The following is a 20,495-nucleotide window of genomic DNA, read 5'->3' on the forward strand; positions in this document are numbered from 1 at the left end:
GGTCCGGGCGTTCTGTCAACCGTTGATGTGAAGATTGGCTGGCCAAGTGGAAGACCCCAACGATGTCGAGGATGACGGGGCCTGGTTCGAACTGTGGAACGGTCAAAGGGGGTTGTGGCTCCAGCACCAGCTCGACGAGGGCCGGGCGGACTCCAACCTCCCGTACTGGCAGCACCTGTACGAGGCGGTGGACATCGTCGCCGTGCGCCGTGCCGCGGCCTTCCTGATGGACCGGCACCAAGCGCTGCGGCTGTCCTTCCGGGACACTCCGGAGGGTCCGCGCCAGCGTGTCCTGCCTGAATTCGACCTGGACGTGCCGCTCGTCGACCTGACCGGCGCGGCTGATCCGACGACCGAACTGAACCGGTGCGTCCGGGCCGAGAACGCGACCCCCTTCGACGAACTCGCCACCCCGCCGGTGCGGCTCAAGGTGTTCAAGCTGGCCGCCGACCACCACTGCCTCTACGTGAACGTGCACCACATCCTCACGGACGGCACCAGCATGGGCATCTTCATCCGCGAATTGCTGCTCTGCTACCGAGCCTTCGCCGCGGACGGAGAGCCGGAGCTGCCCCTGCTCCCGACGACCTACGACGCCTTCGTGCGGGGTCGGCGGGAGTGGCTGGCGAGCGACCAGAGCAAGGCCATGGAGGCGTACTGGCTCGACCAGCTGGCCGCCCCGCTGCCGCGGCTGCGCATCGGGGACTACGACGCGCCCGCCGACGAGGTGGTGAACGAGACGCTGGAGTTCGACGTCGAGGCCGACACGGCCGCAGGGCTGGCGGCACTGGTCAGGAAGCTGCGCGTCACGCCGCACATCCTGTTGCTCAGCGCTTACGCGGTCGCATTGCGGGACATCAGCGGCGACGACGACATCGTGGTCTGCGTCCCGTTCTCCGGCCGGGACACCAAGGAGCTGGACGGGATGTTCGGCAGTTTCGTCAACCCGCTCTCGGTCCGGGTGCGGATGTCGGGTGCGGACCCCTTCGAAGAGGTCGTGCGCCGGACCAGGGCCGTAAGCATTGGCGCCTATGCGCACAGCCGTTATCCGTACACCCTGCTGCTCGAGAAGCTCGAGGTGGAGTCCCGACCCGGCCGGAACCCGGTCTTCTCGACTTCCTTCCAGTTCGCGGACTTCCTGCCCCCGGCCCGGCAGACCTCGCAGCTCGACCTCTGCCTGTTCGGCAAGCCGGACGGCGACCGGCTCAGGATGCGGCTCAACTACAACTCCCGACGGCTGGCGAAGTCCGAGGCCGAGGAGGTCCGGTCGGCCTTCCTGGCCGTCCTGCGGGCGGTCGTCGAGGACGTGACGGTCTCGCTGGCCGCCCTGACGGCGCCGCTGGCGCGGGCCCGGCGGGCGGCGCGGACCGTGCCCGCCGGCCGGCGTCGGCTGGGGGCCCTGCGAGCCTCCCGGCCCGGGACGCCGAACGCCTGAGCCGGTATTCCGCCATCTCACCGAAAGGAAGGGCCCATGGACGGACAGCGTGACGACGACGGCTATGTCGTGGTGATCAACTCCGAGGAGCAGTACTCCATCTGGCCGCAGGGCCGCGAGCTGCCCGCCGGCTGGCGGGAGACGGGCGAGCGGGGCTCGAAGGAGGCCTGTCTCGCGCACGTCGACGAGGTGTGGACGGACATGCGTCCGCTGACCCTGCGCCGGGAGATGGCGGGCGGGACCGGCCGATGAGGGTGACGGTCAGGCCGCTCGCCGAGCGGCCACAGGCGGCCACGCGGCTGTTCTGCTTCCCGTACGCCGGCGGCGGTGCCTCGGTGTTCCGCGACTGGGCCGCCTGCCTGCCCGCCGACATCGAGCCGTGGTCGGTCCAACTTCCGGGCAGAGAAGACCAGTTGAACGCTCCGCCGTTGGACCGGATGGGCGCGGTGCTCAACGACCTGGTGCCCTCGGTCATCCAGCACCTGGACCGTCCGTTCGCGTTCTTCGGGCACAGCATGGGCGCCCTGGTGGCCTGGAGCCTCACCCGCACCCTGCAGCGGATGGAGATCGGCTCACCCACCCGGCTGTTCGTCTCGGGGTGCGTACCGCCCCAGGCTCGGAAGGAGACCGCGTACCACGCCGGTCCGGAGGAGGAGCTGATCGGGAGACTGCGCTCCTGGTCCGCGACACCGGAAGCGGTTCTGGCGGACCCGGAACTGATGCGCCTGATGCTCCCGGTGATCCGGGCCGACCTCGCGGTGGTCGAGACCTACCGGTTCACCGGCGGGCCGCTGCTGACCTGCCCGGTCACGGCGTTCGGCGGGACCGAGGACGATCCCGCGGGCCTCGCGGCGATGCCGCGCTGGGGCGAGCTCACAGCCGGCGGCTTCGACCTGCGGATGTTTCCCGGCGGCCACTTCTTCCTGCACTCCGCCCGTCCGGCCGTGCTCGCCGAGATCGCCGGGCGACTCGCCGCCGTGCCCCGGCAGAACGGTCACTGACCCGAAGCCCTTCGGAACAACCATCCTCTCGATCGACGGATTTAGGTGGAACGACATGTCGCAGCGGTCCGTGATGGACGTGGTCTCGGATGTGTGGACGGCTGTCCTGCACGCCGAGATATCCGGTCCTGACGCCAACTTCTTCGCGCTGGGCGGAAATTCACTGAAAGGTGCTCGAGCGATCAGCCAACTGCGCGAGGAGCTGGGCATCCGGATCCCGCTCAGCGTGCTCTTCGATGCACAGACCCTCGTCGAGCTGACCGCGGCCATCGAGGCGATGCGGGAGACGGAGCCCGGGGCGGAACAGACCGTCGAGCCGTTCGAGGGGCGCTCGGGCGAGGTCTTCCACGCGCCCACCTCGTTCACCCAGCAGCGGCTGTGGGTCGACGAGCACATCCAGGGTCCGAGTTCCCGCTACAACATCCCGATGGCGAACGAGCTCGTTGGCCCGCTCGACATCACGGCCCTGGGGCAGGCCGTCCAGGCGCTGGTCGACCGGCACGAGGTCTTCCGCACGACCATCAAGGCGGTCGACGGCATCCCCGAGCAGGTGATTCAGGCCAAGGCCGAATTTCCGCTGACCGTGGTCGACCTCCGGGACGAGCCGGAGGAGAAGCAGGAGCAGGTCCTGGCCGGTCTGCTCCTCGACTCCGCCCAGCGGCCGTTCGACGTGGAGCGGGGGCCGCTGCTCCGGGTCGAGCTGTACCGGCTGGACGAGGACTGGCACGTCCTGCTCATCAACCTGCACCACATCATCACCGACGTGTACTCCTTCGAACTCGCCATGGCCGAGCTGCTGGAGCTCTACGCCGCCGCCGCCGACGGCGGGATCCCGGCGGCCGTGAAGCCGCCGGTGCAGTACGCCGACTACGCCGCCTGGCAGCGGCGCACGGTCACCGGGACCACGCTTGAACGCCAACTGGACTACTGGAAGGACCGACTGCGCGGCCCGCTCCCCGTGCTGGACCTTCCGACCGACCTGCCGCCCCGGGAGACCGGCACGAGCCGGGGGGCGTCGGTGGACATCGAGCTGCCCCGAGCGGTGTCGCGCAGGATCCGCGAGCTGTCCAAGGAGCACAACGCCACCCCGTTCATGACCGTGTTCACGCTGCTCAACGTGCTGCTCAGCCGGTACAGCGGCCAGACGGACATCGTGGTCGGCATCCCCAGCGCCAACCGTGACCTGCCGGAGCTCGAGTCCATGCTCGGGTGCTTCCTCAACACCCTCGCTGTGCGCAGCGACCTGTCCGGCGACCCGACGCTGGCCGAGCTGCTCGGCCGGGTCCGGGGCAGGATCCTGGAGGCCTTCGCCCACCAGGACGTCCCCTATGAGCGGGTGGCCAACGCGGTCTCGACCGACCGTTCCTCCCGGCAGGGGCCGTTCCGGGTCATGCTGGCCTACCAGCACGCGGTCCCGGCGCCGGAGCTGGCCGGGATCACCGTCAACGACGTCGAGTTGGGCCTGAACCTGAAGGCGGTCAAGTTCGACCTGGTGTTCCGGGTCGTCGAGACCGAGTTCACGTACCGCCTCGCGATCGACTACAACACCGACCTGTTCCTGGAGGACAAGGCCTGGCGCATCCTCGACCACCTGGCCGTGCTCGCGGCCGACGCGGTGGCCGCTCCCGCCAAGCGCCTCTCCGAGCTCACCATCCTTCCCGAGGAGGAGCGCCGTCAGCTCGAGGAGTGGTCCACCGCCAGCTGCGGTCCTTACCCCACGGACCTCTTCCTGCACCGGCTGTTCGAGGCGCAGGCGCTCAGGACCCCGGACGCGGACGCGGTGGAGAGCGGCGACGAGCGGGTCAGCTACCGCGAACTCGACGGCAGGGCGTCCCGGTTGGCCGACGAGTTGACGGCGCGCGGCATCGGCACCGACGACCTGGTCGGCCTGTGCGCGGACCCGTCGGTGGACCTCATCGTCGGCATCCTCGGCATCCTGAAGTCCGGTGCCGCCTACGTGCCGATCGATCCGCTCGCCCCCGTCGACCGGATGTCGTACGTCGTCGCGGACAGCGGGATGAAGATCCTGGTTACCACCCCGGAACTGCGGGACCAGCTGCCGACGGCCGTCCTGGAGAGCGTGGACGTGGTGAGCACCGCGCAGGACGGCGCGCGCGGCGGCGTCCCGGGGTCCGCGCTGCATCCCTCGCAGCTGGTGTACCTGATGTACACGTCCGGGACCACCGGCCGGCCCAAGGGCGTCGGCCTGCCGCACACCGCGATCACCCCGTGGATCCAGTGGGCCCAGGACATCCGTCCGATCGGCCCCGGCACCCGGGTGGTGCACAACCTCTCCTACCACTTCGACTGGTCCGTCGAGCAGATGTTCCACGCACTGACCGCAGGCGCCTGCCTGGTCATGCTGCCCCGTGAGGTCAAGGCCGACGGCCGGGCCACTGCCCGGTTCATCAACGAGCGGTCGATCCACATGTTGTACCTGACGCCGACTCAGATGCGCGGCATCACCGACGCCGGCTTCGACATGCCGACGCTGCGGCACGTGTCCATGGGCGGCGAGAACCTGGACGCCGACCTGGTGGCGCGGACCCGTGCGGTCGTCTCCGCCGGGTGCGAGATCTGGAACGAGTACGGGCCGACGGAGACCGCGGGCGCGGCCCTGGTCGGCCGGATGGGCGACGAGCCGCTGGAGCGCAGCTCCATGCCGCTGGGCGAGTTGATCGCCAACGCCTCCTGCGCGGTGGTCGACCGCTGGGGGAACCTGCAGCCCATCGGCGTGCCCGGCGAGCTCTGGATCGGTGGTGACGGCGTTGCCCGCGGCTACCGCAACCAGCCCGCCCTGACCGCCGACCGGTTCGCCCCGGACCCGGCCCGGCCCGACCGACGCCTCTACCGCACGGGCGACCTGGTGCGCCGCCTGCCCAACGGGGAGATGGAGTTCCTGGGCCGGGTCGACAGTCAGGTCAAGATCCGCGGCGTGCGGGTCGAGCTGGAGGAGATCGAATCGGTGCTGCGCGGTCACCCGGAGGTGGCGAACGCCGTGGTGGTCCTGGAGCCCGACCAGCGGCTGGTCGCCCACGTGGTCAGGACACCGGGCAGCGAGCTCGACGAGGCCGCGCTCCGTGCCCACCTCGCCCCGAAGCTGCCCATCGTCATGCAGCCAGCCGTGGTCATGTGGCTCGAGGCCATGCCGCTCTCCCCGACCGGCAAGGTGGACCGCCAGCGGCTGCCCCGACCCGAGCCGATTCCCGTGCTTCCGACGGCCGTGACGCCGCCGAGCACGGAGACGGAGCGCACCGTCGCGGCGGCCTGGGCGGAGGTGCTCGGGTTCGCCGAGGTGGACGTGCGGGCCAACTTCTTCGAGGCCGGCGGGGACTCGTTCTCCCTGCTGGCGGTCGTCAGCCGACTGCGGGCCGAGCTCGAGCTGGACATCCCGGTGCGCGCCCTGGTCGACGCGCCGACCGTCGAGACGCTGGCCGCGCACATCGAGGCACTGCGCCGGGCGGCCCTCCATCCGTCCGCAACGCCCCTTCCGTAGCCGACCTCAAGGTCCGGCGGTCAGTTCGACAACGATGGGAAGTGACGTCATGAGCGACACCGCGGCTCACGACATGGCGGCAGAGACTCTGCCCGAGCTGTTCGCGGCCCAGGTAGCCCGGACCCCTGACGCCGTCGCGCTCGTCGGCGCCGACGTGTCCCTCACGTACGCCGAGCTGGACGCCAGGGTCGGCCGACTGGCGCGGTCGCTCATGGCCAAGGGGGCGGGGCCCGAGACGATCGTGGCGGTCGCGGTGCCGCGATCCGTGGAACTGGTGGTCGCCCTCCACGCGGTGCACAGGGCCGGGGCCGCGTACCTTCCGGTCGATCCGCTGCTGCCCGCCGAGCGGGTACGGGAGATGACCGAGGACGCCCGGCCCGTGCTGACGCTCGACAGCGAGGACGTCCGGCGGATGTCGGAGGAGGGTGCGCCCGAGGCGGACGGGACCGGGTGGCCCTCGCCGCACCCGTCGAGCACCGCCTACGTCATCTTCACCTCGGGATCCACCGGTCGGCCCAAGGGGGTGGCCGTGTCCCACGAGGCCATCGTCAACCGCCTGCGCTGGATGCAGGCGGAGTATCCGCTGGGCCACGACGACCACGTCCTGCAGAAGACCCCCGCCGGATTCGACGTCTCCGTGTGGGAGTTCTTCTGGCCGCTGTGCGTCGGTGCGCGCCTCGTCCTGGCCGGGCCGGACGAGCACCGGGATCCCACCCGGATCGCCGAGCTGATCCGGGCGGAGCGGATCACGACCGTGCATTTCGTCCCGTCCATGCTGCGTCACTTCCTCGAAGAGCCGACGACGGCCCAATGTGATTCGCTGCGCCGGGTGTTCGCGAGCGGCGAGGCGCTCTCGGCCGATCTGCGGTCACGGTTCTTCCGCCTCCTGGACGCCGAACTGCACAACCTCTACGGGCCCACCGAGGCCGCGGTGGACGTGTCCTACTGGCGCTGCGGCCCCGGCGACCCACCCGGCCCGGTGCCGATCGGTGCCCCGGTGTGGAACACCCGGCTGTACGTGCTGGACGAGCGGCTGAACCAGGCCGCGCCCGGTGTGGCCGGCGAGCTCTACATCTCGGGTGTCCAGCTGGCCCGGGGGTACGTGAACCGGCCGGGGCTGACAGCGGAGCGCTTCGTCCCCGATCCCTACGGCCCTGAGGGCAGCCGGATGTACCGGACCGGGGACCTCGCCCGGCGGGACCCCGACGGCGTCCTGCACTACCTGGGCCGTGCCGACCACCAGGTCAAGGTGGGAGGCGTGCGCGTCGAACTCGGCGAGATTGAGGCGACGTTGGCCCGGCACGCCGCGGTCGCCGACGCGGTGGTGGTCGCGAGGCCAGACGAGGCCGGCGAGACGCGGCTGACCGCCTACCTCGTACCCGACCCCGTCGAGGCCGCCGCACTGCGGAACCTCTGCCACCTCGAAGAGGCCGGGCTCGTCGACCGGAAGGACCTGCAGACCCTGCCGAACGGCATGGCCGTCGTCGCGTCCAACCGGTCGGAGGCGGACTTCCTGTACCGCGAGATCTTCGAGGAGGACGAGTACCTGCGGCACGGGATCACGCTGCCCGACACCGGGGCCTGCGTCTTCGACGTGGGCGCGCACATCGGGTTCTTCTCGCTCGCGGTGGCCCGCTCCCGTCCCGGCAGCGTGGTCCATGCGTTCGAGCCGATTCCGCAGCTGTTCCGCATGCTCGAACTCAACACCCGGCTGCACGGAGTCGACGCCAGGCTGTTTCCGTGTGGCCTCGCCGAAGCGGCGGGTACGGCGTCGTTCACCTACTATCCGCAACTTTCGATCATGTCGGGGCGATTCGGTGACCTCGCCGAGGAGCGCGGCGTCCTGGAGGCCTTCGTCCGCAACGAGCAGCCGGTGCGGGAAGCCCTTCCGCAGAGTGGTGCGGCGGACCTCGACAGTCTGCTCACGGAGCGGCTGCAACACACCGACGTGACCTGCGAGCTGCGCACGCTGTCGGACGTCATCGACGAGACCGGTGTGGAGCGGATCGACCTGCTCAAGATCGATGCGGAGAAGAGCGAGCGCGAGGTGCTGTTGGGGCTCCGTGAGGAGCACTGGAACCTGGTCCGCCAGCTGGTGATCGAAGCGCACGACGCCCCGGGCCGGATCGACTGGATCCGGGGCCACCTGGAGGAGCGGGGGTACCGGGTCACCGTCGACGGGCTGGCGATGCTCTCGGAGACCGGTCTGGTCACCCTCTACGCGGTCCGCGGCGGGCAGCCGGCCTCCGGTGGCGGGGAGGGTGCCGCACCGGCGCACCGGGGGTCGGGTTGGTCGTCTCCGGACCTGTACGTCGAGGACGTGCGGCGAGAGGCGGAGCTCCGGCTCCCGCCACAGATGGTTCCGGACTACTTCGTGGTCGTCGACGCGCTTCCCCTGACGGCCAACGGCAAGCTCGACCGGGCGGCACTCCCCGCGCCCCGGCGCCGACCGACCGGGAGACCGGCCGCTCCGCGCGATACGACCGAGGTGCTGCTCCGCTCCTTGTTCGCCGACGTGCTCGCCGCACCCGACATGGGGATCCACGACGACTTCTTCCACCTGGGCGGCAACTCGTTCGACGCGATCCGCCTGGTGGCCCGGATCCGTGTGGAGCTGGGTGTCGGAGTGACCGTCCCGAGCCTGTTCAAGGCCCCGACCGTGGCCGCCCTCGCCGAGCTGCTGGCCCACGGATCCGACGGAGCCCCGTTCCCGCCCCACGCGTGACCCTTTCGCGCGTCGGTGCCCGCTTCCGCGGTGTCGCACCTCTTCCGGACCCGCGGCGAGCCCGGCGACGCCCGGCCCGGCGGGCAGTCCTGCCCCTATTGAACAGCCCCTCCCGTCCGGGCACCCGGACGGGAGGGGCTCGCAGCACTGCGGCCCCCTGGAAGCTGCCAGGGGGCCGCCAGCATCAGCGTACGGCAGGCACGTCAACGGGTGGTCATGCGGGAGCTTCCGAGGAGAAGGAGTGAGGCGTGGCCGACGGGGCGAGTTCGGCGAGCCGGCTGTCGAAAGCGCGCAGCAGATCGGGGAGCCGTTGCTGCCAGGAACCGGTCAGCGGAGCCTGGACGACGCATTTCAGCGTCCCGTCGGGCAGTTCGCACACCTGGAGCTGAACCTCGGCGACCGCGCCGACCGGCGGCACCGGAACGGCGTGCATCCGTACCGGACCGGCCGAATGCTCGACGCGCCGCCAGTTCTCGAAGGCGAACAGCACCTGGTAGACGGGCATCCGACCACCGGCGACCGTGTCCACGGTCCGGACGATGTCGTAACGAGGCAGCGCGGAGCCCACGATGCTCTGCCGCACGGCAGCCCAGACCCGCTCGACTACCCCGGGTGCGGACAGCTCGGGCATCCGCACCGGCAGGATGTCGATCAGGCAGCCGAGTTCGTCCTGCTGCCCGGCCGAGCGGGTGGCCACCGGTGTGCCGACGCAGAAGTCGGTGCCGCCGGTGATCTCGGCCAGAGCCCGGCCGTACGCGGCCAGCAGCACCGCGAACGGTGAGCAGGCGCTGCGCCTGGCCTGGTCGCGCACCGCCTGCCAGGTGCTGGGCGGACAGGTGGTTCGGAGCTCGGCCGACTCACCTGCAGCGAGCTCGTGCTGGTTCGGCGCCGGGCCGCCGTCCGGGGTGGGCAGGTCGGCCGCCCCCGTCAGCACGGCGCGCCAGTGTGTGGTGAGTTCGGCGTGTCGCGCCGGCGTCAGTTCCGTGGGCTCCGCTCGTTCCAGCACGGGCAGACCGGTCGCGACGCCGTCGACGGCCCGTGCGTAGGCGCGCGCCAGATCGGCGGCGAACACCTCCTGGGAGAGCCCGTCGAAAGCGATGTGATGCACCGCCAGGAAGACGGTGGCGCCCTGTGCGTCCGGGGCGACCGCGGCCCGGTAGACGCGGCCCGCGGCGAGATCGAAGGTGTCAGCGTTCAGCAGGGTGGTGGCCGCCTCCTCGAAGCCGGTGCCGGACCCGAGGCGCAGCAGCGGCTCGGCGACCGGCTCCGCGAGGACCTTGCGGACCACCTGCTCGTCCTCGAAGTCGAAGGCGGTGCGCAGCGCCTCCTGGCGGCGCGCCACCGCCGACAGCGCTGCGTCGAGGGTGGGGAGATCGAGCGGGCCGTCGACGCGGACCTGGGCGAGGACCCAGCCGGCGCGGCTCGTCGGGGCGATCTGCTCGGCGAGCCAGAGCTGCATCTCCAGAGCGGAGGCCGGCTGGACCCGCACCGTCGCGTGGTCGGTCACAGGGAAGCTCCTTGCCCGCGCCGTCGCAACGCGGCGCTCATGCGTTCCAGGGTCTCTTCCAGGACCCGCGGGGACGTCCCGAAGTTGAGCCGGACGAATCCATCGCCGCCGGCTCCGAAGGCCGGACCGGAGAAGAGGAGCACCTTGGCCTCGTCGCGGAAGAAGGGCATGGGGTCCGGACCGATCCCCAGCTGCCGGCAGTCGAGCCAGGCGAGGAACGTGGCCTCCGGAGTCCGACATCGGATCCCCTCCGGGAGCCGCTCGGCCAGCAGCCGCCGGTTCCGGTCCAAGATGGCCAGAACCTCGTCCAGCCAGGCGTCGCCCGAGGTCCAAGCGGCCTTCAGTGCCTCGACCGCGAGCACTCCCACCTGGCCGAAAAGCAGCCCGCGCCGCGCGTCGACGGCATCCCGTACGGCCTGCGGTCCTATGTGTGCCAGCGCGCAGCGGATCCCGGCGAGGTTGAACGCCTTGCTCCCCGAGGTGAGGGTGACGGTGCGGGCGGCGATTTCCGGGCTGAGCGAGGCGAAGGGAATGTGCTGGTGCGGGGCATGGGTCAGATCCGCGTGCACCTCGTCGGAGATCACCAACAGGTCGAACATGAGCACGAGTTCCGCGAGCGACTCCAGCTCGTCACGGCGGAACACCCGGCCGGTGGGGTTGTGGGGGTTGACGAGGAAGAGCACCCGGCAGCGCCCCGAGCCCTCGTCCGCCGCGGTCCGCTCCATGAGCGCGGGATCGAACTCCCACCCGCCCGCGCTCTCCTGGATCGGAACGGTCAATGCCCGGCGGCCGATCCTCTCGATGACCTCGACGAACGGCGGGCAGGCGGGGGTGTGCAGAAGGACCGCGTCGCCGGGGGCGGTGGCGATCCGGAGCGTCGCGAGCATCGCCTGGTTGATGTCCGTGAACAGCCGGACGTGCGTGGGATCAGGCCTGTGGCCGTACCGGTGCCGCGTCCTCTCGGCGAACACCTCGCCGAGCGGGCCGCCACGGCTCTCGTCGAACCACGGGGGGTAGCCGAGATCGCCGTCGGCGCGGCGCAGCAGGGCCTGGCGTATCGCGGGTGCGGTCGGAAAGTCCATGTCCGCGACCCAGGAGGCCAGCATGCCATCGCCCGCGGTGGCCCACTTCTCCCCGTCCCGCTGTGACAGGCGGCTCAGTTCCAGGAAGTCGAGAGCGGTTGACGAAGTGTCGGCGTTCATAGTCCTGTTCCGTGTCGGTTGGATGGCGAAGCGCTGTGCGGACCAATGTCGGTGGAGTGCCGCACGACGGAGCGGAGGCTGGCACGGAAAGCCTGCGGCATAACCTGCGGCAGTAAACCGATCGCTCGGCGGAATTCCTGCGGTTCCCCAGCTCTCCAGTCGCATCCCCACAGTCCTATTGGGTTACACGGGAGTTCCCCGAGTACCTCAAGGGGAGCACACAAGGCTATGCGGAAGCCTTTGGCCGCGATGTGTGATGTCGGTCACATTGCGGCGTTCGCAACCCGCCGGTACTGTCGCCAACAGCGCCTTCCTCAGCCCGGATTAGACGCTGAGGCTGGTCGCTCGCAAAGCTTGGAGCCTCCTGGCCCGGCAGTCGGTGCGCACATGCGCCCATCCGATATTCACAGTCGAATTACATCTGCGATGTCGAGAATCTGTGACAGGAGTCAGGAATTGTCCTCCCGTGCTGCCCAAATCCCTGCGGACCGGCCGCGTGGCGTCGACGCACCCCGTTGCACGGGGGTGTTACGCCGAGACATTCCCGGTCTTTACGCCGGCGCCGTCAGGGATGTGGCGGTTTCCTGTGCGACCGCCCCGGAGAGCGTGCTGCTCGCCGGCTTCGCCGCGCTGCTGTACCGGTATTCCGGCCAGAACCAGGTCGAGTTCCACGTGCACCGCGAAGGCGGTGAGGACTCGCTGCTCCGCTTCTCCGTCACCGGGGAGAGCACGCTCCGCGGACTGGCCGGTGCGGCCGGTACCGTGGCGGCCCCCGGGAAGGAGCCCGCGCGCATCGGCGTACGGTTCGGTGCGGATCGGGCCGGCGAGGGCGATCAGCCGTACGAGGTCGAGCTCGTGCTGCCAGTGGCCGAGGCGGCGTCCCGGTCGGTCGCTCTCCACTTCGACGAGCGACTCTTCGAAACGGCGACCGGTGACCAGCTGCTCGCCCACTTCCAGAACCTGCTGGAGGACGGCGCGAACCGGCCGGACCAGGCGCTGGCGGATCTCGTGCTTCTCACCGGGCCCGAGGTGCACCGGATCCTCGTGGATTGGAACGACACCGCCGTCCAACTGCCCCACGAGGAAAGCTGTCTGCACGAGGCGTTCGAGGAGCGGGCCGCGCGGTCCCCCGAGGCCGTCGCCGTGATCCAGGGAGCGACCCGGCTGACGTTCCAGGAGATCAACGTCGCGGCGAACCGGCTGGCACATCATCTGAGGGACTTGGGCGTCGGACCCGACGACCGCGTCGGCCTCTACCTCGAGCACTCGCCCGATCTGCTGATCTCGATGCTCGGGGTGCTCAAGGCCGGCGGGGCCTATGTGCCGCTCGACCCCGGCTATCCGCAGGCCCGGGTGTCCACCATGATCACCGGCGCTTCCTGCGTGGCTCTGATCAGCCGGAGCGAGCTCGCTGTCGCACTGACCGGGGCGGACTCCGTACGGCCGGAACTCCTGGTGCTGTTGGACCGCGAGACCGCCGCCCTGTCCGCGCGGCCCGATCACGATCCGAAGGCCCAGGCCGGGCCGGACAACCTCTGCTACGTCATGCACACCTCCGGTTCCACCGGAAAGCCGAAGCCGATCGCGCTGCGCCACCGGGGCGTGATGAACAACATCGAGGATCTCAACTCCCGCTTCGCGGTGGGCATCGGCGACAGTGTCCTCGGCCTGTCGTCCCCGAGTTTCGACATGTCGGTCTACGAGTTCCTCGGGATGACGGCAGCAGGCGGCACTCTCGTCCTTCCTGCGCCCGGCCGGGCCAAGGATCCGGCGCACTGGGCCGAACTGGCGGCGGACCACGGGGTCACGGTGTGGAACACCGCACCGGCGCTGCTGGAACTGGTACTCGATCATGTCGAGCACGGCGGGGCTGGCGGGCCCTCGCCGGTGAACGCACTGCGGCTGATCATGGTCGCCGGAGACTGGATCCCGCTGAAGCTGCCCGGACGCGCCCGCGCGGCCGCGCCCGATGCCAGGTTCATCTCCCTCGGTGGGGCCACCGAGGCCTCGATCTATTCGACGATATTCGAGGTCGAGGCCACCGACCCCACCTGGAGGAGCATTCCGTACGGGCGCCCGATGGCCAATCAGCGCACCTACATCCTGGACGAGTCGCTTCAACCCGTCCCGCCGGGTGTGACAGGCGAGTTGTACCTCGCCGGCGTCGGCCTCGCGCTCGGCTACCTGGACCAGCCCGCCCTCACCGCCGAGCGATTCAGCGAGTGGACCTGTGGCCCCGTGGCCGACGAGCGGCTGTACCGCACCGGCGACCTGGCGAGGTTCGGTGCCGACGGACTGATCGAACTGATCGGCCGGACCGACCTTCAGGTGAAGATCCACGGACTGCGGGTGGAGCTGACCGAGATCGAGTCCGTACTCCGCGACCATCCTCAGGTCAAGGAAGCGGCGGTGACCGCACGGACCGATGCCGTCGGCGTCCCGGTCCTGGTCGGATACGTCGTGCCGCGCGACGGCGAAGTCCTGGACCCGGAGGACATCCGCAGGACCCTCGCCGCCAGCCTCCCGGCTCACATGGTTCCCGGCACTGTGCTCGTGCTGCCGGCCATGCCGCTGAGCCCCAATGGGAAGCTGGACCGCAAGTCGCTTCCCACGGCCCCCTCACCGCACGATGAGCGCCGTGGCGGCACCGTGCCCGCGGGTGCCGAGCCCAGCGGTCCGTGGGAGAAGCGGATCGCCGCGGCCTGGCGGGACGTTCTGGGGATCGAGGCGATCCGGCGTGACGACGACTTCTTCGCCCTGGGCGGCGACTCGATGACGGCCATGCGCGGTATGGCGCAGGTGCCCGAGATGACGTTGGTGGCTCTGCACAGCCATCCGACGCTGCAGAGCCTGGCCGCGCACCTTGAGGCCACGGCGGCTCTGCCCGGGGCGGGGGACTCCGACCCCGGGCAGAGCGGCGCGGCGTAACAGGACGGGCCTGTCGGCAGGCGTCGTCGCCGAGGCGCTCGCGGAAGACGGCCGGGCACGCGGACGGTGGCCGGCCGGGCGGGCCGGATTCCCGGGCGTCCGTCGCGCGGAGTCCTTGTCGCACCACAGCCCGTCCCGCCGGTGTCGACAACCGCATCGGTCTTCGCGACAGCCGCGAACATGCCCGCTGATCACGCCGGCGCACCGGGAAAGAAACCCCGAGGCTTGGTCGGCCGGTTCGTGTGCGTTCGTGGAAACCCCGGTCGGAGCCCTCGGGCCGGCGCGCGCACGTGAATGAATGAGGAATGATGCGGACGTGTCATTTCTGAAGACACGGCCTGGTGAGGTCGAGTAAGATCACGGGTGAGTTCGAGGTCGCGCCGGGGGAGCCCTCGATCGAAGAGCTCCTGGACCGCCACGAGAAGAATGCGGCCAGGCTCTGGGAATGTCCCAGCCGGTGACGGACTGGGATGTGTGTTTGTCGGGAAGCGGAAGGACGAGAATGTCCATCGATGGCCCGCCGGAGTCATTTCGTCATCGATGTCCGTGTTCGAGGACAAGATCCTGGAAGAACCAGAATCCGGAGGACTGATGGCCACGCACGCTATTCAGAAGGTGCATTCGGGGGGTGGCGACATTCAGCTGCATCGCCCGGGGGGAGTGTCCGATCTGGACGCGTTTCGGGAACGGCGTCTGACGCGAAGGCGCCGGCTGTCGGACGACCTGGCGAGTGCGCGAACGGACACCCGCTATTTCCCTGTGCTGTCGGTACTGGCGCCCGTCATGACCCAGTCCGAGGGTGAGATCACCTATCCGGGCGACCCGATGTGTCTCTACACGGCGCTGAGCGTCGCCGTGCACCGTGCGGTGGCGGACGCCGGCCCGCTGGAGGACGCCGTGCACTACAGCGACCTCGCGCCCGAGTGGACCCGGTTCCCGTCCAAGGAGTACCGGCTCTCCGTGAGTGACGACGGATACCGGGCCTACGGCACGTCACCCAACACCGACCAGACGGTGTTCGACCCCCGGGTCTGGGACGACGCGGCGCGCACGAGATGGCTGCGGCTGCTGCGCGAGGTCCAGCCCAGGGTCGTGCTCATCAGCGCCGTGTCACCCGCGCACCGCTACGCGCTCGAGATCGCGAGGCTGGTCAAGCGCGAGGTCCCGGACGCCTTCGTCATACTCGGAGGCCGTCACGTGGACGAGACCGTCACCTGCACCCCCGACGGCCAGGCCCTCGTGGTCCAACCCAGCAGCACGGTGGCGGTCATCCAGGAGGGCAAGGTCCCCGGGGTGGTCGACGCCGTCGTCGGCGGCGAGGCCTACTTCGCCGTGGACCTGCTCATGCGGGCCCTCGCCCTTGCCACCGATCTCGACCGGCGTTGGGTGGACCGTGACCAGGTCCTGCCGTGCCTGCAGGGGCTGCTCGCCGAAGAGGGCCCCGTGCCCGGTGTGTCGGTCGTCGTCCTGGCGGCGGGGGAGACCTTCGACGCCGTTCCGCTCCGTGGCCGAACGCTCGACCTCGCGTCCTTACCCTCGCCGTACGAGGCATTCGCGATCCGATCCCGATTCCCCATCTTCACTCGCCCCGGGACGGGGGAGGTGCTGCGCACCGCGCACTTCATGGTGTCCAACGCCTGTCCGTACCGATGTAATTTCTGTTCCGAGTCGTCGCAGCTCACCGGGCTCAAGCGGTTCAAGGATGATGCGATAGGCACGGCGGCGGAGCGGGTCTGCGAATACGTCAGCTACGGCGCCGAGTCGCTCTTCTTCGACGACTCCGTCTTCTGGAGCGGTCGGTACCGGGACATCGAGAACTTCTGCGAGGAGCTCGGCCGGATCCGCCGGGACGAGAGCGGTTCACTCGAACCGCGTTACCGCAGATTCGTTCGCGAGGAAGGCGATGTCCAGCGGCTGCGCGACCTCCAGTGGGGTGCTCAGCTGACCGTGGACACCCTCGTCGCGCTACATTCAGCTGAAGAGTCGTCAAAAATACTGCGAAAGATGAAGGATGCCGGATGCAGCTACATCTACATCGGCATCGAGAGCATGTCGACGCAAGTCATGAACAACATTCACAAGAATATCCGCCGGGACGAACGGAAGCCCTGGAGGGAAAAGGTCAGGGAAGCTGCGGCCCTCGTCAAGGCGCAGGACCTGCAGCTGGGAACTTCCGTCCTTTTCGGCCTCGACGGTGAGACGCGGGACAGTATCGACGAGACCATCCAAGAAGTGGGCCGTCTCATCGACGACAAGCTAATCGATCTGGCCAGCCCGAACATACTCACCTATCACCCCGCGACGCCGGTCACGCGCCAGCACGGTATGCAGGACCAACTCGACTACCACTCCCCGCGCATCGACAACCGAAAGCCCTATATTTATTTCGAGGAAGCTTTTCCCGGTGTCGTCTCCGTCCTCCTCACCGAGGACGACATCTGGCACATTCACAGGGAGACCGAGAAACGCTGGGGTGGGGCCCGCAATGATGCTTCCGCAGTTCCTGTCCAGGAAGAGCAATCCGACAGCCCCCGGCCCGTCCACGCCGGACTATGACGACATCTGAAGGCGCCCACAGACTCCGGGCACGGCTGTAAGGGCTGAGCCGCTGGATGGCCTACGGGACTTGCCCACCCGAAGCCCCGTGACGACTCGACGGCTGATGGGGATACGCGACTCGATCGCTGCTATAGGACAACGCCGGCGAGGTCGTCCGCGGGATCGATGTGAGTCGAGCTGGCGGGAGGGGACATGACCAAGATCCGGGCCGGGGTGGATATCGGCAAGATGCACCCCCATGTCGTGGTGGTCAACGAAGAGGGCGAGTGGCTGCTGTCCCGCCGGATCGAGAAGGACGAGACTGAACTGCTGGCTCTGATCGGCGATATCCGACGATGTGCTGTTATCGGAGGTGCGCTCCAACCATCTGAGACACCGGTCTGTTGACCAAGATCATACGTACACCCCGCAGCTGTTTCTGGCCGCTGCCTGAACAGGAACGACGAGGATCAACCGCCGTGCATCGCACCATGATGAAGTCCAAGATCCACCGAGCCACAGTCACACAGGCCGACCTCCACTACGTTGGTTCGCTAACCATCAGCTCCGACCTCATGGAGGCCGCAGATCTACTGCCCGGCGAGAAGGTCGACATCGTCGACATCAACAACGGGGCCCGCCTCTCCACCTACGTCATCGAAGGGCCCAGGAATACAGGAATCATCGGCATCAACGGTGCCGCTGCGCGACTCATCAGCCCAGGAGATCTCGTCATCATCATCTCCTATGCGCAGGTATCTGATGAGGAGGCCCGCGACATGAAGCCCCATGTTGTCTTCGTTGACGAGGGCAACCGAATCATCACTGCCGGCCATGACCCCGCGGAGGCCCCACAGGACAGCGGACTCCTGCGTGGCGACAGGATCGTTCCTCCTTCCTCTCAAGACATGGCACGCCGGCAGAGCCGACTCGCTGGCTGACCTGGCCTCTGCGGCCAGCGCCTGGAACTGCTCGGTGGTGAGTTCGGTGCACCCGGTCTATGCGACCGGGGCGGGGGCCGCCGGTCCAACCCCTGGGTGAGTACCGCCGGGGCGGACGGTGGTGCTGTAGGCGGCGCTGGTGGGGGGTGGAGGAACTGCCGATACACCCCGCCCCGCTGCGCACGCTGTCCCATGAACTTTCCTTCTCTCGACCTGCTGGTGAATCTGGGCAAGAGTGGCTGCTGTGTCGGGTGTGGCGGCAGAGCGCGTTGGGCGGTGCCGAAGCACTCAGAACCGGATGGCGAGGACACGCTCAAGACGACACACCGTCCGGAAGATCACTATCCGTATCCAGTGGGTAGTCGACCCTGATCCGACCAGACCGCCTCGTCTGGCCAGGGGCAATGCAGGACGGGCTGCTGCGGTCGGCAGAAGGGTCCTGCTGAAGGGTCGACAGATTGCTGTCACTCGCGGTGACGAAGGCCGGTCCGGGGGTCTGGGGACCATTTGGGGACCAGCTTGGGACCGCGCCTGGTGAGCGCCTATGAGCGCTCGTAGGCGATAACGGGCATCTATGTGCGAACTTGAACCCGCCTGGGCATCTGATGGGCTCTGGCGCTGTCGATCGTGGATCTCCATGAAGAGTTCCAACTTCCCTATTTTTCAATGTAGTTGAGCAGCGAAAAGCCGAGGCCTTGAGGCCTCGGCTGCCGACAATAGTAGAACCCCTTGACTGGGGGTCAAGGGGTCGCAGGTTCAAATCCTGTCGTCCCGACAGAATGTCGGAAGGCCGTTGGCCGGGAGAGATCCCAGGTCAGCGGCCTTTTTGTTGATGGTCCGACAGGTGATGGGCGGCTACGACGCCGCCGTTTTGTGATCTTGCTGGGGACCAGCTGGGGACCAGCTGGGGACCGCAGCCGTCGGTCGGAGGGCCGCCGCAACCTAGTGCGGCGGCCCCGCGTTCGCGCCTACACGAGGTCGCCGGCCTGCCAGCCCGGGGGGACCTTGGGCAGTCCGATCAGGGCGTCGATGTTCAGGTGCTCGGCGAGCAGGGACTTGAGGTTGCGGCCGTCGATGAGGCGGAGGCGGCCGTTGCGGTGGGCGAAGTCGTAGCTGTCCTTGCCGAACCACGAAGTGGTGACGACGATGCCGTAGCCGGCGTCCTTGTCGTGCATGACGCCGGACATGGCGCGGACGGTGTTCACCGGGACCACGTTCTTGGAGCGTTTGGCCTGGATGGCGAAGATGGTGGATCCGGTCGGGTCGGTCAGTGTCGCGACGGCGTCTACACCGTCGTCGCGGGAGCCCTGGGTGCGCCAGGTCTCGTAGCCCCTGGCTTCGAAGAGTTCGCGCACCAGGCGTTCGCAGTCGTAGGGGTTCATCTGGAGCAGGTCGGGCCGGCTGTCCAGGGTGGCGACCACGGCGGTGTCGGTGGTGATGCGGTAGCGGGACAGGTCGGCCTCGACGACGGGTGTGACCGGTTCCAGGTCGTGGGGGTGTTTGGAGACGGTGGCGCCGAGTCGGTGGAGGCACTGCTGCGGGTCGAGCTTGGGCTCGTCCAGGACCAGTTCGGCGAAGTCTTTCCGCTGGGCGATGACGCTGACGACGCAGGCCCGGACGGTCTGGCCGGTCGCCCGGTCGGTGGTGTTGACGCGGCCGTTGAGGATGACGGTCTCCACGAACGAGGCCGGGGTGGCGGAGAATGCCTCGTCGAGCGCGCGCAGGGCCAGGCGGGCCACCAGTCGGGCGTAGGACTCGTGGATCTCGGCCTGCTTGGCAGGTTGGGGGACGACCTCGGCCCGCTGTGCGACGTAGCGGTAGGAGGCCACCGCGGGGACGATCTCGTGGTTGGGCAGCTCAACTTCGACCAGGAGCTGCTGGGCCTCGGGGACGTAGACCGCCTGGGCCGCGGTTCGGCAGCCTGGGGGGACAGGGGAGCGCTGCAGCAGATTCTCGATCCGCTCCGCGACGCCCTGAGGACCGTCGTGGGCGAACGCTTCTTCGACGTGCGGGTGCCATGCCTCCAGGCCCTCGGGGCGCAGCAGCAGGACTGATTCCAGTTCCTCGCGGCGCCGGTTGCACTCGGTGGTGCCTTCCTCGGCCTGGGCTTTGAGTCGGGCCGTCTCGGCTTGCCGGGCTTGCCGTTGGGCTTCCTTCTCGGCCTGGGCGTTCGCGCGCTTCTTCGCCTCCTCCTCGCGGCGTCGAGCCGTCTGGCGCTTGGCCAACTCGGCTTCTACGCGGGCGGCTTCCTTGGCGCGGGTGGCTTCCTCGCGTTGGAGGTGCTTCTCGCCGGCGGCCAGGAGCCGGGCGTGTTCGACGGCTGGGGCCACCTTCCGTTTGAAGTTCCACCCTGGGGCTGGACACCTGGAGACTGGGACATGTGAGCCCAGAGGAAGCAGTTTCAGGTGGGAAGCAACAGCAACATGAGTAAGCGGTACACGGCGGAGTTCAAGAGGGACGCGGTCGCGCTCGTCCGGTCTTCTCCGCACCGGAACGTCACCGAGATCGCCCGGGAGCTGGGGGTCAGCCCGGAGGGGCTGCGGGGCTGGGTCAAGCAGGACCGCACCGATCGGGGCGAGGGCCGGCCCGGTGACCTGACCAGCCCCGAGCGCGAGGAGCTTGCCCGGCTTCGTCGGCAGAACCTCGAGCAGCAGAAGACGATCGAGATCCTGCGCAAGGCGGCCGCCTATTTCGCGGCCGAGACGAATCGGTGATCCGCTTC

General features: G+C 68.9%; 12 protein-coding genes and 1 pseudogene. 10 read left to right on the top strand and 3 right to left on the bottom strand.

Going from position 1 to position 20,495, the window contains the following annotated elements:
• Positions 1–46 precede the first annotated feature (46 nt).
• The 5 genes and pseudogenes from ACFV1W_RS24900 to ACFV1W_RS24920 all read left to right on the top strand — a co-directional run.
• Positions 47–1,435: a condensation domain-containing protein gene (locus ACFV1W_RS24900; protein WP_380419447.1), complete on the top strand. Its 1,389-nt coding sequence runs from the start codon at positions 47–49 to the stop codon at positions 1,433–1,435.
• Between the two features lie 36 nt (positions 1,436–1,471).
• Positions 1,472–1,687, top strand: coding sequence for an MbtH family NRPS accessory protein (locus tag ACFV1W_RS24905; protein ID WP_053690741.1), 216 nt, complete (start codon positions 1,472–1,474; stop codon positions 1,685–1,687).
• Complete coding sequence (locus ACFV1W_RS24910) at positions 1,684–2,436, top strand: thioesterase II family protein (protein ID WP_380419448.1); 753 nt, start codon at positions 1,684–1,686, stop codon at positions 2,434–2,436. Before ACFV1W_RS24905 ends, ACFV1W_RS24910 begins: the two co-directional genes overlap by 4 nt.
• A 55-nt stretch (positions 2,437–2,491) precedes the next feature.
• Positions 2,492–5,932 carry an amino acid adenylation domain-containing protein gene (locus tag ACFV1W_RS24915; protein WP_380419449.1) on the top strand — a complete coding sequence of 1,147 codons (3,441 nt, stop codon included), beginning with the start codon at positions 2,492–2,494 and terminating at the stop codon, positions 5,930–5,932.
• Positions 5,933–5,996: 64 nt separating this feature from the next.
• Positions 5,997–8,657 (top strand): annotated as a pseudogene (locus tag ACFV1W_RS24920) (amino acid adenylation domain-containing protein); the annotation flags it as partial.
• A gap of 214 nt (positions 8,658–8,871) precedes the next feature.
• Here ACFV1W_RS24920 and ACFV1W_RS24925 read toward each other — a convergent pair.
• Positions 8,872–10,164 carry a condensation domain-containing protein gene (locus tag ACFV1W_RS24925; protein WP_380419450.1) on the bottom strand — a complete coding sequence of 431 codons (1,293 nt, stop codon included), beginning with the start codon at positions 10,162–10,164 and terminating at the stop codon, positions 8,872–8,874.
• Positions 10,161–11,366, bottom strand: a complete 1,206-nt coding sequence (locus tag ACFV1W_RS24930) for a MalY/PatB family protein (protein WP_380419451.1) — start codon at positions 11,364–11,366, stop codon at positions 10,161–10,163. The genes ACFV1W_RS24925 and ACFV1W_RS24930 overlap by 4 nt, the downstream gene beginning before the upstream one ends.
• A 387-nt stretch (positions 11,367–11,753) precedes the next feature.
• Here ACFV1W_RS24930 and ACFV1W_RS24935 point away from each other — a divergent pair, with 387 nt between their 5' ends.
• The 4 genes from ACFV1W_RS24935 (at position 11,754) to panD (ending at position 17,773) form a co-directional block, all read left to right on the top strand.
• On the top strand, positions 11,754–14,294 hold the full coding sequence (locus ACFV1W_RS24935) for an amino acid adenylation domain-containing protein (RefSeq protein ID WP_380419452.1): 2,541 nt from the start codon (positions 11,754–11,756) through the stop codon (positions 14,292–14,294).
• A 546-nt stretch (positions 14,295–14,840) separates the two neighbouring features.
• A complete protein-coding gene (locus ACFV1W_RS24940; RefSeq protein ID WP_380419453.1) occupies positions 14,841–16,850 on the top strand; it encodes a B12-binding domain-containing radical SAM protein in 2,010 nt (669 codons plus the stop codon).
• A 195-nt stretch (positions 16,851–17,045) separates the two neighbouring features.
• A complete protein-coding gene (locus ACFV1W_RS24945) occupies positions 17,046–17,240 on the top strand; it encodes a transposase (protein WP_380419454.1) in 195 nt (64 codons plus the stop codon).
• Between the two features lie 71 nt (positions 17,241–17,311).
• The gene (gene panD / locus ACFV1W_RS24950) at positions 17,312–17,773 is read left to right on the top strand and encodes an aspartate 1-decarboxylase (RefSeq protein ID WP_380419455.1); all 462 of its coding nucleotides are present in this window, start codon (positions 17,312–17,314) and stop codon (positions 17,771–17,773) included.
• A 968-nt stretch (positions 17,774–18,741) separates the two neighbouring features.
• On the opposite strand, the gene ACFV1W_RS24955 is transcribed toward panD, so the two are convergent.
• The gene (locus ACFV1W_RS24955) at positions 18,742–20,103 is read right to left on the bottom strand and encodes a restriction endonuclease (protein ID WP_380419456.1); all 1,362 of its coding nucleotides are present in this window, start codon (positions 20,101–20,103) and stop codon (positions 18,742–18,744) included.
• A 93-nt stretch (positions 20,104–20,196) separates the two neighbouring features.
• On the opposite strand from ACFV1W_RS24955, the gene ACFV1W_RS24960 reads away from it, so the two are divergent.
• Positions 20,197–20,487: a transposase gene (locus ACFV1W_RS24960; protein ID WP_072653749.1), complete on the top strand. Its 291-nt coding sequence runs from the start codon at positions 20,197–20,199 to the stop codon at positions 20,485–20,487.
• The last annotated feature ends 8 nt before the right edge of the window (positions 20,488–20,495 follow it).

Source organism: Kitasatospora sp. NPDC059648, from assembly GCF_042734825.1.
Lineage (GTDB): Bacteria > Actinomycetota > Actinomycetes > Streptomycetales > Streptomycetaceae > Kitasatospora.

What these genes read in the sequence shown, in the direction of transcription:
- ACFV1W_RS24905 (WP_053690741.1), top strand. Translation starts at nt 1,472, where the DNA reads ATGGACGGACAGCGTGACGACGACGGCTATGTCGTGGTGATCAACTCC.
- ACFV1W_RS24910 (WP_380419448.1), top strand. Translation starts at nt 1,684, where the DNA reads ATGAGGGTGACGGTCAGGCCGCTCGCCGAGCGGCCACAGGCGGCCACG.
- ACFV1W_RS24915 (WP_380419449.1), top strand. Translation starts at nt 2,492, where the DNA reads ATGTCGCAGCGGTCCGTGATGGACGTGGTCTCGGATGTGTGGACGGCT.
- ACFV1W_RS24930 (WP_380419451.1), bottom strand. Translation starts at nt 11,366, where the DNA reads ATGAACGCCGACACTTCGTCAACCGCTCTCGACTTCCTGGAACTGAGC.
- ACFV1W_RS24935 (WP_380419452.1), top strand. Translation starts at nt 11,754, where the DNA reads ATGCGCCCATCCGATATTCACAGTCGAATTACATCTGCGATGTCGAGA.
- ACFV1W_RS24945 (WP_380419454.1), top strand. Translation starts at nt 17,046, where the DNA reads ATGACCAAGATCCGGGCCGGGGTGGATATCGGCAAGATGCACCCCCAT.
- ACFV1W_RS24960 (WP_072653749.1), top strand. Translation starts at nt 20,197, where the DNA reads ATGAGTAAGCGGTACACGGCGGAGTTCAAGAGGGACGCGGTCGCGCTC.